The sequence below is a fragment of the Janthinobacterium sp. SUN137 genome, from assembly GCF_030587265.1.
Classification (GTDB): domain Bacteria; phylum Pseudomonadota; class Gammaproteobacteria; order Burkholderiales; family Burkholderiaceae_D; genus Janthinobacterium; species Janthinobacterium kumbetense.
On the sequence record NZ_JAPWHZ010000007.1, the window covers coordinates 192,702 to 204,539 of the forward strand.

General features: G+C 60.6%; 11 protein-coding genes. 4 read left to right on the plus strand and 7 right to left on the minus strand.

Going from position 1 to position 11,838, the window contains the following annotated elements; all coding sequences use genetic code 11:
• Positions 1 to 123: 123 nt before the first annotated feature.
• Positions 124 to 1,275: an AI-2E family transporter gene (locus O3298_RS28640; protein WP_099666152.1), complete on the minus strand. Its 1,152-nt coding sequence runs from the start codon at positions 1,273 to 1,275 to the stop codon at positions 124 to 126.
• A gap of 171 nt (positions 1,276 to 1,446) precedes the next feature.
• Positions 1,447 to 2,451, minus strand: a complete 1,005-nt coding sequence (locus tag O3298_RS28645) for a hypothetical protein (protein WP_305061145.1) — start codon at positions 2,449 to 2,451, stop codon at positions 1,447 to 1,449.
• A gap of 124 nt (positions 2,452 to 2,575) precedes the next feature.
• On the opposite strand from O3298_RS28645, the gene O3298_RS28650 reads away from it, so the two are divergent.
• The gene (locus O3298_RS28650; RefSeq protein WP_305057622.1) at positions 2,576 to 2,944 is read left to right on the plus strand and encodes a hypothetical protein; all 369 of its coding nucleotides are present in this window, start codon (positions 2,576 to 2,578) and stop codon (positions 2,942 to 2,944) included.
• Here O3298_RS28650 and O3298_RS28655 read toward each other — a convergent pair.
• The 5 genes from O3298_RS28655 to dnaA form a co-directional block, all read right to left on the minus strand.
• Positions 2,923 to 3,984 carry a diguanylate cyclase gene (locus tag O3298_RS28655; RefSeq protein WP_305061146.1) on the minus strand — a complete coding sequence of 354 codons (1,062 nt, stop codon included), beginning with the start codon at positions 3,982 to 3,984 and terminating at the stop codon, positions 2,923 to 2,925. The genes O3298_RS28650 and O3298_RS28655 overlap by 22 nt on opposite strands.
• Before the next feature lie 201 nt (positions 3,985 to 4,185).
• Positions 4,186 to 5,106, minus strand: a complete 921-nt coding sequence (locus tag O3298_RS28660; RefSeq protein WP_305061147.1) for a bifunctional helix-turn-helix transcriptional regulator/GNAT family N-acetyltransferase — start codon at positions 5,104 to 5,106, stop codon at positions 4,186 to 4,188.
• A 143-nt stretch (positions 5,107 to 5,249) separates the two neighbouring features.
• On the minus strand, positions 5,250 to 7,748 hold the full coding sequence (gyrB, locus tag O3298_RS28665) for a DNA topoisomerase (ATP-hydrolyzing) subunit B (protein ID WP_099666165.1): 2,499 nt from the start codon (positions 7,746 to 7,748) through the stop codon (positions 5,250 to 5,252).
• 81 nt (positions 7,749 to 7,829) lie between these two features.
• The gene (gene dnaN, locus O3298_RS28670) at positions 7,830 to 8,936 is read right to left on the minus strand and encodes a DNA polymerase III subunit beta (RefSeq protein WP_034754341.1); all 1,107 of its coding nucleotides are present in this window, start codon (positions 8,934 to 8,936) and stop codon (positions 7,830 to 7,832) included.
• A 141-nt stretch (positions 8,937 to 9,077) separates the two neighbouring features.
• Positions 9,078 to 10,472, minus strand: coding sequence for a chromosomal replication initiator protein DnaA (dnaA, locus tag O3298_RS28675; RefSeq protein WP_034781304.1), 1,395 nt, complete (start codon positions 10,470 to 10,472; stop codon positions 9,078 to 9,080).
• 513 nt (positions 10,473 to 10,985) lie between these two features.
• Here dnaA and rpmH point away from each other — a divergent pair.
• The 3 genes from rpmH to yidD are packed head-to-tail and all read left to right on the plus strand — an operon-like array spanning position 10,986 to position 11,838.
• Entirely contained in the window at positions 10,986 to 11,120 is a 135-nt protein-coding gene (rpmH, locus tag O3298_RS28680; RefSeq protein ID WP_010401996.1) for a 50S ribosomal protein L34, read from the plus strand.
• A gap of 8 nt (positions 11,121 to 11,128) precedes the next feature.
• Positions 11,129 to 11,581 (plus strand): ribonuclease P protein component, encoded by a 453-nt coding sequence (rnpA, locus tag O3298_RS28685; protein WP_305061148.1) that lies wholly within the window; start codon positions 11,129 to 11,131, stop codon positions 11,579 to 11,581.
• Positions 11,578 to 11,838 carry a membrane protein insertion efficiency factor YidD gene (gene yidD, locus O3298_RS28690; RefSeq protein WP_010401993.1) on the plus strand — a complete coding sequence of 87 codons (261 nt, stop codon included), beginning with the start codon at positions 11,578 to 11,580 and terminating at the stop codon, positions 11,836 to 11,838. Before rnpA ends, yidD begins: the two co-directional genes overlap by 4 nt.

Genomic DNA, 11,838 nt, shown 5'->3' on the forward strand with positions numbered 1-11,838 from the left:
TTGCGGCTTGCGATGCTCACTGCCTCGGCGGCCCCGTGCCAGCACAGTTGCGCTTCTTAGCACAACGGGGGCGCCGAGCCTTGCTGCCGCTCGCTACGGTTTTTAGGCGTTGTTGATTCTAGATTATTGTTGCTCCAGGGCCACTTTGCTGCCCTGTTCCTGCAAGCGCGCCGCCTCGGCCAGGGCCTGGGCGCGCGCTTCCTCTGCCGCCTGTTCCGCTTTCTCCAGTGCATCATGGCGCGCTTGCAGCGCCGCCCGGGCGCGCACGAAGACGATCTTGATGGCCGCCATCACGGGCACGGACAGGAAGATGCCCACCACGCCCCCCAGCTGGTCGCCGGCCAGCAAGCCGACGATCACCATCAGCGGGCTCACTTCCACGCCTTCGCTCATCAAGTATGGGTTGACCACGTAATCCTGGAACAAGCGGTAGGCGGCGATAAAGCCGATCAGCCAGAACACGTGCTCGAAACCGCTGAAACCGGCCACGACCACGGCGATGACGGCGGCCGCCAGCGGGCCGGCAAACGGGATGAATTCCAGCAAGGCGGCCGCGCCGGCCAGCAGCAGGCTGTACGGCACGCCCATCAGGGAAAAGGCGATGCTGTAGGATACAAACGTGGCGATCGACAGCAGCAGCAGGGCGCGCACATAGCGCGACAGCAAGATGTCGAGGTCGTCGATGATGGCGCCCCACAACTTCTTGTTGGGACGGTTCAGCAGGGACAGCAAGCCGTCGCGCATGTCCGGCCCTTCCTTGATCAGCAAAAAGCTCAGCACGGGCACCAGCACCAGATAGATCAGGTTGCTGGCCGCATGCATGACGGTCAAGCCCAGTTCCTTCGCCAGCGGCATGGCTTGTCCCGTACCGCTGCTCAGCTGCGTCTGCATGAACGACAGCAGGCGCGCGCGCAACGGTTCCATGAATTCCGGCAAAGGAATCCGCTCGGCAAAATTATTGCCCTTGAGCAGGGTCGGCAATTGCGCGCTGAGTTTGCTGGCTTCTTCCTCGATGCGGGCACCGAAGATGGAGCCCAGTATTGCCACCAGCAAGATCACCACGAGGAAGACGATGCCGATGGCAGCCGTGCGCGGCAAGCGCTTCGGGCCATGGCGTTCCAGCAGGCCGATCAGCGGATACACGAGGTAGCTGAAGAAAATGGCAAAGACCACGACGATCAGGGTCGACGAGACCTTGTAGGTGAGAAAGAGCAGGAAGGCGATGAGGAAAGCCGTCCACACCATCTTGGCAACGCGCAAGTTAAAACCGAACATATGAATTCCTTAGGGCAGGATGCGACGCAAGCGTGACTGGCTTGAAGGGCAGGGTGGGCAAGGCAGGGATCGGGCCGCGCCGCACGGCCGGAAATCATACCGCAAAATGCCAAAATGCCATGCTCTTGTGCGTAATGGCAATGCTTTTCCCTGTCTGGACTCCCCTCAGGCCTATTTTTCCCGCCAGCTGGCGACGGTGATGAAGACGCCGTCGTCCTTGTCGGGTTCGCGCAGGGTCACCGTATAGCGGCCGCTCGCATCGCTGCCCGTGAACACGACCTTGTCGTCATGGCCCTTCACTTGCGCGCCCTTGGCCAGCGTGGCGTAGGTGTTGAGCACCCAGTGGAAATCGGCATAGCTGCGCAGGGTGATACTGGCGTCGGGCATGGGCTCGTCGCCAGCCTCGGCCGCTTGTGTGCGCATGGGCGAACCGGCCAGGCCCGCCGGCGCGATGAGCTTGCCGCCGCTGGAACTGCTGCTCAATTCCGCATTCGGCAGCAGCAGGTGCAGCAAGCTGGCGGGAAAGCCGGGCGGCACGTCGCGCGCTTCCCAGCCGGGCTGGCCGGGGCGGGTGGTGATGTATTCCACCGCAGCAATGCTTTGCCGCCGTTCTGGCGCGGCCTTTGCCAGCATGGCCGGCAGTTGCCGCGCCCACACGAGCAGCGGCGCGGCCATCTCGTCCTCTGCGCCCGGCGGCAGGAACACCGTCAGCACGGCGTGCGTGGACGGCAGGCAGGCGGGAGCGGCGTCGCCGATGGCTGCTCGGCAATGGCCGTTGACGAGGCCCAGGGCCAGCAGCTTGCGTTGCGGGTCGAACAGCATGGCGGCGCGCCATGCACCGTGCGTGCTGGCATCGATGGAGGCCAGCACGGAGCGCCCGTCGGGCAGCATGGTGCGCGTGATGTCGTCGAGCGACTGCATGCTGTCGAGCACCTGACGCGCGATCAGGGTGTTGCCTTGCGTATAACTGCCGCGCGCGTAGCCGAGCAGTTTCAAGACGTCGGCGCGGATTTCGGGATGCGCGCTCAGGCGCAACGGTGGCGACGGCACGGGCACGGTGGCGGCCACGAAGGCGGCATCCTCGGCAGGAGTGGCTTGTGCCATGCTGGCAAGCGGCAGGCACAGGGCGGCGCACAGCGACAGCATGCGAACAGTGATTTTTCCTGGGGTATTCAATGACTATCCTTGTCGAGACGCCATGCCGGAGGGCTTGCCGGCATGCGCGGGCCGCGATCTTAGCATTTCATGAATGAATCTCTTTCTGCTAAGCTTGGCTATTGAATCACTGTCCCCCGTTGTCATGGCCCAGATCACTATTTCCTGCAGTATTCCCGTCGACGATGAGGCAGTGACCGAGTTCCTGCACAAATATCTGGGCCGCTCGCGCCTCGGCACGGCCAGGATGTTGCGCATGGGAGAGAAGGGCTGTTTCTATACCGGCTCCTTGTATACGGACGAGCACGCCAAGGTGAGCCGTTTGATCCGCCGCATGCTGGCTTTCTTCGAGAGCAAGGATATCCCCTTGACCATCCTCAAGATCGGAGCTCAAGATAGCTGGTATGAGGTGGACCCCGAGCGGCGCGATCCCTGGAAGATTGCGCCGCAAACCTTGCTGGCGCTGCTCGATGCGGCGCCGGACGGTGGCGTTCAGGCGGCGTTGAGCACGTAGCGGTTCTTGCCGCTTTTCTTGGCCTGGTACAAGGATTCATCGGCGCGCCGGTAGCTGTGCGACAAGTCCGCTTCCTTGATCAGTTCGGCCATGCCGATGCTGACGGAGACCTTGCGTTCCGGCACGAAAGCCGCCTCGACGCTGTCGACCAGCTGCGCGGCAAAGGCGCAGGCGGCGTTCTTTTCACCCAGATAAATGACGGCAAACTCCTCGCCGCCCAGGCGGCCGCACAGGTGCTCGCCCGACAGTTCACCGATCACCTCGGCGATCTTTTTCAGCACCTCGTCGCCCACGTCATGCCCGTACACGTCGTTGATTTGCTTGAAGTCGTCGATGTCGATCATCAGGAAATACGCGGGCGTATGCGCCGTGCGCTGCAAGGTGCGGGCGCTTTGCGTAAACATGCGTCGGTTGTTGAGCCCGGTCAAGCCATCCTTGTAGGCCATCGTCGCCAGCTCGCGCTGGGCGCGGTAGTTGTTGATGCGCAAGACGAGAAAATAGATATTCAGCGCCAGGCCGATGATCACGCTGATGGTGACGGCCAGCACGGGCCAATGCTGGTCGGCCTGGCCCGCATGCACGGGAAATTGCCCCAGCCCCAGGATGGCCCACACGCACAGCGATACGCCCAGGTAATACGCGATGCCGCTGAAGATGGGCGCCGTCGTCAGCGTGATCATCACGCCCAGCGGCAAGACCCAGAAAGCGGGATCTTCCGTGCCCAGCATCAGCACGCGAAAGCTGAAAGCGATGAACAGCACGCTGATGGTGCCGCTGGCGATGATGGCTTGCAAGGACTTCGCATACATGGTCAGCAGCAGCCCGACCAGCATGCCCGTCAAGCCCAGCGCCGCCTGCGCATGATCGAGCGAAGCGCGCGGCAAGGTCAGGCTGAACGTGACCAGCCAGCAAGCCAGGCCAAACGTCAGGATGGCTATCGAAATGAAATGCAGTTCCTTGAAAAAGCGCTGCTGCTGCTCCCGTTCTCCTGAAAAGAACAGGTAATAGAAGGCAGGAGACAGGCTGCGCGAAGTGAACATTGCATTTGTCCAGGCAGACAACACGCCTTGCGGCAGGGACGCCTCCCGGCAACGGCAGGTGGCATGGCGCGCGTACAAAATTAGTTGCGCTCAGGAACTAGTGTACTGGTTTCTTGGGGGCAGTGGGGAGAGTGGCGAGGAAAACGGCTGACACTGTCCTGCTGCCGCCACAGTGGCATGTGGCGGCAGCAGCGCGGGTCGTCACAGGTCGCGCGCCAGCACCTGGCCGATCAAGTCCTTGCCAAAGCTGTGATGAGCCTCCTCCTCGACCAGCTGGAAGCCGGCCTTGTCGTAGATGCGGCGCGCATCGGTGAGGATGCTGTTGGTCCACAATACCATTTTCGTATAGCCGACCTGGCGGCTGAAGCGCAGGCACTCGTCGACCAGGCGGCTGCCGATGCCCAGGCCGCGCGCGCAGGGATCGACATACAGCAGGCGCAGCTTGGCCGTCGTGTCGTCCTGGCGCACGATGAAGACCGAACCGATCACCTTGCCGTCCTTTTCGGCGATCCAGCAGCGCTCACGGGCCGGGTCGAATTCCCGCACGAACTTGGCGAGGATGTCGGCAACGAGCGCCTCGTATTCATTGTTCCAGCCATATTCCTGCGCATACAGCACGGCTTGTCGGTGGATGATCCAGCCCATGTCGCCCGGCTGCGGATTGCGCAGGAGATAGCTGGGCGATGGCTCCCCCAGCAAACCCTGGATTTGCTCCATGGCAGCGACCAGCTCCTGCTGCGCCGTTGGCGGCAGACGTTCCAGCATGGCGGCCACTTCGCGCCGCGAGGCGTCGATCAGGGGGGCGAGGGTGCGCTGTCCCTGCCCGGTCAGCTGCAATCGGGCCGCGCGCGCATCCGTGGGCGAGCGCGTCTTGGCGATCAGCCCCTGCTTTTCGAACCCGGCAATGACCCGGCTCAGATAGCCCGCATTCAAGCCCAGCTCGCGGCACAGATCCGCGCTGGTCAGTTGCTCCCGGTGCGCCAATTCATACAGGATGCGCACTTCCGTCAGAGAAAATGCGCTATTCAGCAAGTGCTCATGCAGCACGCCAATCTGGCGCGTATAGAAACGGTTGAAACGACGCACGATCTCCGTGCGTTCGCCGAGTTGATCCGCCTGCATGTGATACCTCCATTTACTTGCTTATGGCAGATTATTGCTTGCTTAAAGCAATTATGTCAATAGGGCGGCAGGATTCTGGCAGGCATAAAAAAGCGGCCCTGAAGAGGGCCGCCTTGGCAGTCACGCAAACCAGGGAAGCTGGCTTACACGTCGATATTGCCTGCGCGCAGCGCGTTGTTTTCGATGAAGGCGCGGCGTGGTTCCACGTCGTCGCCCATCAAGGTCGTGAAGATTTGATCCGCCGCAATGGCGTCTTCGATCTGTACTTTCAACAAGCGGCGCACGGTCGGGTCCATCGTCGTTTCCCACAGTTGATCCGGGTTCATTTCGCCCAGACCTTTGTAGCGCTGTTTCGAGACGGTGCGTTCGGCTTCGTCGCGCAGCCATTGCATGGCCTGGTGGAAGTCGACCACGGCGATTTCCTTGATGCGCTCGCCTTCGCCGCGGCGCACAAACGCGCCTTCGCCGATCAAGCCTTCGAAGGTGGCGGCGCCGCTGCTCAGCACGGCGTAGTCCGGGCCTTGCACGAAGTCGGCGTCGATGGCCGTCACTTTGACGTTACCGTGGTACATGCGCTCGATGTGCAGCTTGTGTTTTTCCGACAAGTCGTCGGAACGCACATGCACGCGCACGGCGCTGTCGTTGATGGCCGTCTGCAGGGCCAGGGCGGAGGTTTCCGCCAGGTCCAGGGTCGACAGGTCCAGCTGCACGCCTGTCATGATGGCCGTCAGGGCGGCGCGGTCGATGACGCGCGTCAGGCGCGTCATGATGGTGTTCGACAGGTTGAACTTGCGCACCAGTTCCGTCAGCGTTTCGCCGGAAATGCCTTCCGCGCCTTCGCGCGGCACCAGCACGGCCGTGTTCAGCGCCACGGTCATCATGTAGCTCGCTTCCTCGGCGTCATCTTTCAGATAGCGCTCGTCGCGGCCCGCCTTCACCTTGTACAGCGGCGGTTGCGCGATGTAGATGTGGCCGCGTTCGACCAGCTGCGGCATCTGGCGGTAGAACAGGGTCAGCAGCAGGGTACGGATGTGGGCGCCGTCGACGTCCGCATCGGTCATGATGATGATGCGGTGGTAGCGCAGTTTCTCGACGTTGAATTCGTCCGGTCCGATCGAAGTGCCGAGCGTGGCGATCAGGGTGGTGATCTGCTCGGACGACAGCATTTTTTCGAAACGGGCTTTTTCCACGTTCAAGACTTTACCGCGCAGCGGCAGGATCGCCTGGAACTTGCGGTCGCGCCCCTGTTTTGCCGAGCCACCTGCCGAGTCACCCTCGACGATGTACAGTTCGCACAGGGCGGGGTCTTTTTCCTGGCAGTCGGCCAGCTTGGCCGACAGGCCCAGGCCGTCCATGATGCCTTTGCGGCGCGTCAAGTCGCGGGCCTTGCGGGCCGCTTCGCGCGCGCGCGCCGCTTCGACGATCTTGCCGCAAATGATCTTGGCGTCGTTCGGTTTTTCTTGCAGGTAATCAGCCAGCGTCTTGGCGACGATCTCTTCGACGGGGCCGCGCACTTCCGACGACACCAGCTTGTCTTTCGTCTGCGACGAGAATTTTGGTTCCGGCACTTTCACGGACAGGACGCAGGTCAAGCCTTCGCGCATGTCGTCGCCGTTGATTTCCACTTTCGCCTTCTTGGCGAACTCGTGTTCATCGATGTATTTGTTGATCACGCGCGTCATCGCCGCGCGCAAGCCCGTCAGGTGGGTGCCACCGTCGCGTTGCGGGATGTTATTTGTGAAGCACAGCACCTGTTCATTGTAGGCATCGTTCCACTGCATCGACACGTCGACCGAGATATTCGTGTTCTGGTCGGACATGCGCTCGCCCGTGGCCTGGAAAATGGTCGGGTGCAAGACCGATTTGGCCTTGTTGATGTATTCGACGAAGCCGCGCGTGCCGCCTTCGAAGGCGAAGACTTCTTCCTTGCCCGTGCGCTGGTCCGACAACTTGATGTTGACGCCATTGTTCAGGAAGGACAGTTCACGGATGCGCTTGGCCAGGATTTCGTAGTGGAATTCCACGTGCGTGAAAATCTCTTCGTCGGCCCAGAAATGCACGTCGGTGCCGCGCTTGTCCGTTTCGCCGATGACCTTGATCGGCGAGGTGGCGATGTCGCCGACCATGACGATCTGGCGGTCTTGCGGCACGCCGCGCACGAATTCCATGTGATGCACTTTGCCATCGCGGCGGATGGTCAGTTTCAGCAATTTCGACAGACCATTGACGCAGGACACACCCACGCCATGCAAACCGCCCGATACTTTGTACGAGTTCTGGTCGAACTTGCCGCCCGCGTGCAATTCGGTCATGACGATTTCCGCCGCCGAACGCTTCGGATCGTGCTTGTCGTCCATTTTCAGGCCGGTCGGCACGCCGCGGCCATTGTCGGTGATCGAGATGGAATTGTCGCTGTGGATGGTGACGTGGATTTCCGTGCAGTGGCCGGCCAGCGATTCATCGATCGAGTTGTCCAGCACTTCGAATACCAGATGGTGCAAGCCGGTGCCGTCCGAGGTGTCGCCAATGTACATGCCCGGGCGTTTGCGTACGGCTTCCAGGCCTTCCAGGATCTGGATGGAGGCGGCGCCGTATTCTTCCGTTTTGGCCTGGATCGGGGTGTCTTGTGGATTCTCGGACATGGACTGCTTTCTCAAATAACGATTGCTGATTGCGGGGCCTGACCCTGTCGGATCAGACCCCAGTTTTGCATTGGGTTACGCTTAAATGCGCATCGGCATGACAACGTACTTGAAGTCCGCATTGTCAGGGATGGAGATCAGGGCGGACGAGTTCGAGTCGCCCAGCGCGATGTTGACGTATTCGCATTTCAGGTTGTTCAGTACGTCCAGCAGATACGTCACGTTGAAGCCGATGTCGACGGAGTCGCCGCCGTAGTCGATTTCCAGCTCTTCGACGGCTTCTTCCTGGTCCGCATTGGTCGAGCTGATCTTCATGCTGCCCGGGGTGATGATGCAGCGCACGCCCTTGAACTTGTCGCTGGTCATGATGGCGGCACGTTGCAGCGAGCGCAGCAGTTCATCGCGGCCGATGGTGAAGTCGTTTTTGTAGCCTTTAGGAATCACGCGCGTGTAGTCGGGGAACTTGCCTTCCACCAGCTTCGAGATCAGCTCGATGTCGGCAAAGGTCAGTTTCACCTGGTTGGCGGCGATGTCCAGTTGCACCGGCTCATCGTTCTCTTCCAGCAGGCGCTGCAGTTCGATGATGGTCTTGCGCGGAATAATCACTTCCTGGCGCGCAAACGTCTGCTCGGTAGCGACCTGGCAAAACGCCAGGCGGTGGCCGTCGGTGGCCACGGCGATGACATTATTGCCATCCAGAACCAGCAGCAAGCCGTTCAGGTAGTAGCGGATGTCTTGCTGCGCCATCGAGAAATGCACCATGTTGAACAGGTGCTTCAAGGTTTTCTGGGGCAGGGTGACGGACGCGTTGTAGCTTTCCGCTTGTTGCACGGTTGGAAACTCTTCCGCCGCCAAGGTTTGCAGGGCGAAGCGCGACTTGCCCGTTTGCACGGTCAGGCGCTTGTTCAGCAGGGTCATCGTGACGTCGCCCGATTCGGGCAGGGCGCGCAGGATGTCCAGCAGCTTGCGCGCGGCCACGGTGGTGCCGGTGACGTCCGCGCCGGAACCGATTTCCGCGTGCGTGGTGATCTGCACTTCGGTGTCGGTCGACAGGAAGGAGACATTTTCACCGTCTTTGCGGATGAGGATATTGGCCAGAATCGGCATAGTGTGCCGACGCTCGACAATACCGCTCACGATCTGCAGTGGCCGGAGAAGGGTATCTCGGGTGGTTTTGACCAATTGCATATTTATCCTCAATGTATAGGTATGAAGTTTAACGTAGTAATTTAACAATCATTGCAAGGGGAGCCCCGGCAGGCCGGCTGCGGCGCTCTCCCAGATAATAAGGGTAAAGCACGTTTTGAGCCAGCCTTGCCCAAGCGGCGCTTAGCCTTTTAACGTTTGTTCCAGCACATGCAATTCATGGTTGCATTCCGGGTTCTTGGTGCGGTCCAGCGCGATCTTGCGCACGGCATGCAGCACCGTGGTGTGGTCGCGGCCGCCGAACAGCTCGCCGATTTCCGGCAGACTCTTCTGTGTCAATTCCTTGGCCAGGTACATGGCGATCTGGCGCGGCCGGGCGATATTCGCGGGGCGGCGCTTCGAATACATGTCGGCAACCTTGATATTGAAGAAGTCGGCCACCGTTTTCTGGATGTTTTCCACGGAAATCTGGCGATTCTGCACCGACAGCAAGTCCTTCAGCGCTTCCTTGACGATATCGATGGTGATATCTTTGCCATGGAAACGCGAATACGCGAGAATCTTGCGCAGCGCGCCTTCCAGTTCGCGTACGTTCGAACGCAAGTGCTTGGCGACAAAGAAGGCCACGTCGTCGGAGAAGGTCACGCCTTCCTGTTTGGCTTTTTTCAGCAGAATCGCCACGCGCATTTCCAGTTCCGGCGGTTCGATGGCCACCGTCAGGCCCGAGTCGAAGCGCGAGATCAGGCGGTCGTCCATGCCCGTGATTTCCTTCGGATACGTATCCGAGGTGATGATGATCTGTTTCTTTGCGGCAATTAATGCCTCGAACGCATAGAAGAACTCTTCCTGCGTGCGGCTCTTGCCGCCAAAGAACTGGATATCATCGATCAGCAGCATGTCGAGCGAGTGATAGTAATGCTTGAAGTCGTCGAAACCCTTGCGCTGGTAAGCGGTCACTACGTCGCGAACGTACTGTTCTGCGTGGATGTAGCGGATCTTCGCGCCCGGATTGTCGGCCATCACCTGGTTGCCGATGGCGTGGATCAAGTGGGTCTTACCCAGGCCGACGCCGCCGTAGAAGAACAGCGGGTTGTACGACACGCCCGGATTGTTCGCCACCTGGATGGCTGCGGCGCGCGCCAGCTGGTTGGCCTTACCCGTCACGAAGCTGTCGAAGGTCAGGTCGGTGTTGATGCGGCTCTGCTCGCGGCGCGGCGCGGCGCCGATGCTCAGTTCCGGCACGCTCGGCTGCGGCTCCGCGGCGCGCGCGCTGGGCGCGCCGCCATTCGGATCGCTGGCCGGGGTGCTGGCGGTGACGGGTTTCTTCGGCAAGGCCAGGCGCGGGTCGAGCACGAACTGCACTTCCGTCGGCGCTTCGAAGTACTGAATGGCCAGGGCAGTGATGCGGCTGGCGAACTGGGTCTTGACCCAATCGAGCTTGAAGCGATTGGGCGCAGCAATGCGCAGCTTGCCCTCTTCGTAATCGAGAGGGATAAGCGGTTTGATCCACGCACTGAATTGTTGCGGTGTCAGCTCCAGTTCCAACTGCGCGGAACAGGCCTGCCAGAAATTATCCATGTATGTCTATGTGAAAAGGTGTGGGAGGGCGTATCGATTCTGCCCTGCGTTCACCGTGTTGCAAGGCCGGCGTCGCGCGAGGGCTCGCCACACGTAACGCGCTATTCTACTCCCGACTGCGAAAGTTATCCACAGGCACGGCTGTTATTTTTGTGTGGCGGGGTGGGGCGCCGTGTGCATAAGAGGCGACTTATCCCCCGGTTATCCCGTCACAGGCAGTGCTGGCGCGGCCTGTGGCGGGGCCTTGCCGGCAGATGGGGGCCGGCGCGCAAATTTCCGGGCGATCACGGCAATCCTTGACAAGAGGGGGGCATATGCTGAATAATTCAGGGTTCCCCGCCCGTATTCCGTGTTTATTCATTTGGAACGACAATATGGACTAAGCGTGGATTAAGCGGGCGATGAGATTGGCCAGCTTGTGCCTTGGCATAAGTGCGCGATTGTCATTGGCACCAAAAACTGACGGGACGTCAGACCCGATTTTGCATTTTTTTTGTTTTTAGCGAGACCAACATGAAACGTACTTACCAACCTTCCGTCGTTCGCCGCAAGCGTACGCACGGCTTCCGCGCTCGTATGGCTACCCGTGGTGGCCGTGATGTGCTCAACGCACGTCGCGCAAAGGGCCGCAAACGTCTGGCCGTCTAGGCTTGTCGTTGACAGCTGATCGCGTGGCTAGCTGTACTCCAGTCGGCAATCAACGCGAAGGTTCACACGACTTCGCGCGCGTTCGGCGTATCGTTAAAACGGATGAATTTTCATCCGTTTTTCGTTTGCGCCCTTCGCAAAAAACAGCGCATTTTGTGCTGTACACCCGACACAATCAATTGCCGCATGCGCGGCTGGGCGTCGTTGTGGCCAAGCGTTTCGCGCCGCGCGCGGCGACCCGCAACACGATCAAGCGCGTCACGCGTGAGCTGTTTCGCAACAGCGCGATGCCGCCGGTCGACTGCGTGGTGCGTTTGTCGCGCGCCGTCAACAGCAAGGATGGTCCGGCCACCACGACGCAGCTCAAAGCCGAGCTGCGCGAGGAATTGAGCCGCCTGTTCGCGGCGCAAATCGCCGCCCAGGCCCGTTCTGTTGCTGCGCCACCACCATCCGCGCCATGAAAACCCTGCTGCTGTTCCTGCTGCGCGCTTATCAGTTGCTGATCAGCCCCATGCTGGGACAGAATTGCCGTTTCTATCCGAGCTGTTCGCATTACGCGATGGAAGCGCTGCGCGTGCACGGTACTGCCAAGGGCAGCCTGCTGGCTGCCAAGCGCCTGTGCCGTTGCCACCCCTGGAATGAAGGGGGCGTCGACCCGGTGCCGCCGGCCGATTGCAAACAATCTTCAACGACCGCTTGCGGTTGCAACCACTCCTGA

What these genes read in the sequence shown, in the direction of transcription:
- O3298_RS28650 (WP_305057622.1), top strand. Translation starts at nt 2,576, where the DNA reads ATGGCCCAGATCACTATTTCCTGCAGTATTCCCGTCGACGATGAGGCA.
- O3298_RS28660 (WP_305061147.1), bottom strand. Translation starts at nt 5,106, where the DNA reads ATGCAGGCGGATCAACTCGGCGAACGCACGGAGATCGTGCGTCGTTTC.
- O3298_RS28640 (WP_099666152.1), bottom strand. Translation starts at nt 1,275, where the DNA reads ATGTTCGGTTTTAACTTGCGCGTTGCCAAGATGGTGTGGACGGCTTTC.
- dnaA (WP_034781304.1), bottom strand. Translation starts at nt 10,472, where the DNA reads ATGGATAATTTCTGGCAGGCCTGTTCCGCGCAGTTGGAACTGGAGCTG.
- gyrB (WP_099666165.1), bottom strand. Translation starts at nt 7,748, where the DNA reads ATGTCCGAGAATCCACAAGACACCCCGATCCAGGCCAAAACGGAAGAA.
- yidD (WP_010401993.1), top strand. Translation starts at nt 11,578, where the DNA reads ATGAAAACCCTGCTGCTGTTCCTGCTGCGCGCTTATCAGTTGCTGATC.
- O3298_RS28655 (WP_305061146.1), bottom strand. Translation starts at nt 3,984, where the DNA reads ATGTTCACTTCGCGCAGCCTGTCTCCTGCCTTCTATTACCTGTTCTTT.
- dnaN (WP_034754341.1), bottom strand. Translation starts at nt 8,936, where the DNA reads ATGCAATTGGTCAAAACCACCCGAGATACCCTTCTCCGGCCACTGCAG.
- rpmH (WP_010401996.1), top strand. Translation starts at nt 10,986, where the DNA reads ATGAAACGTACTTACCAACCTTCCGTCGTTCGCCGCAAGCGTACGCAC.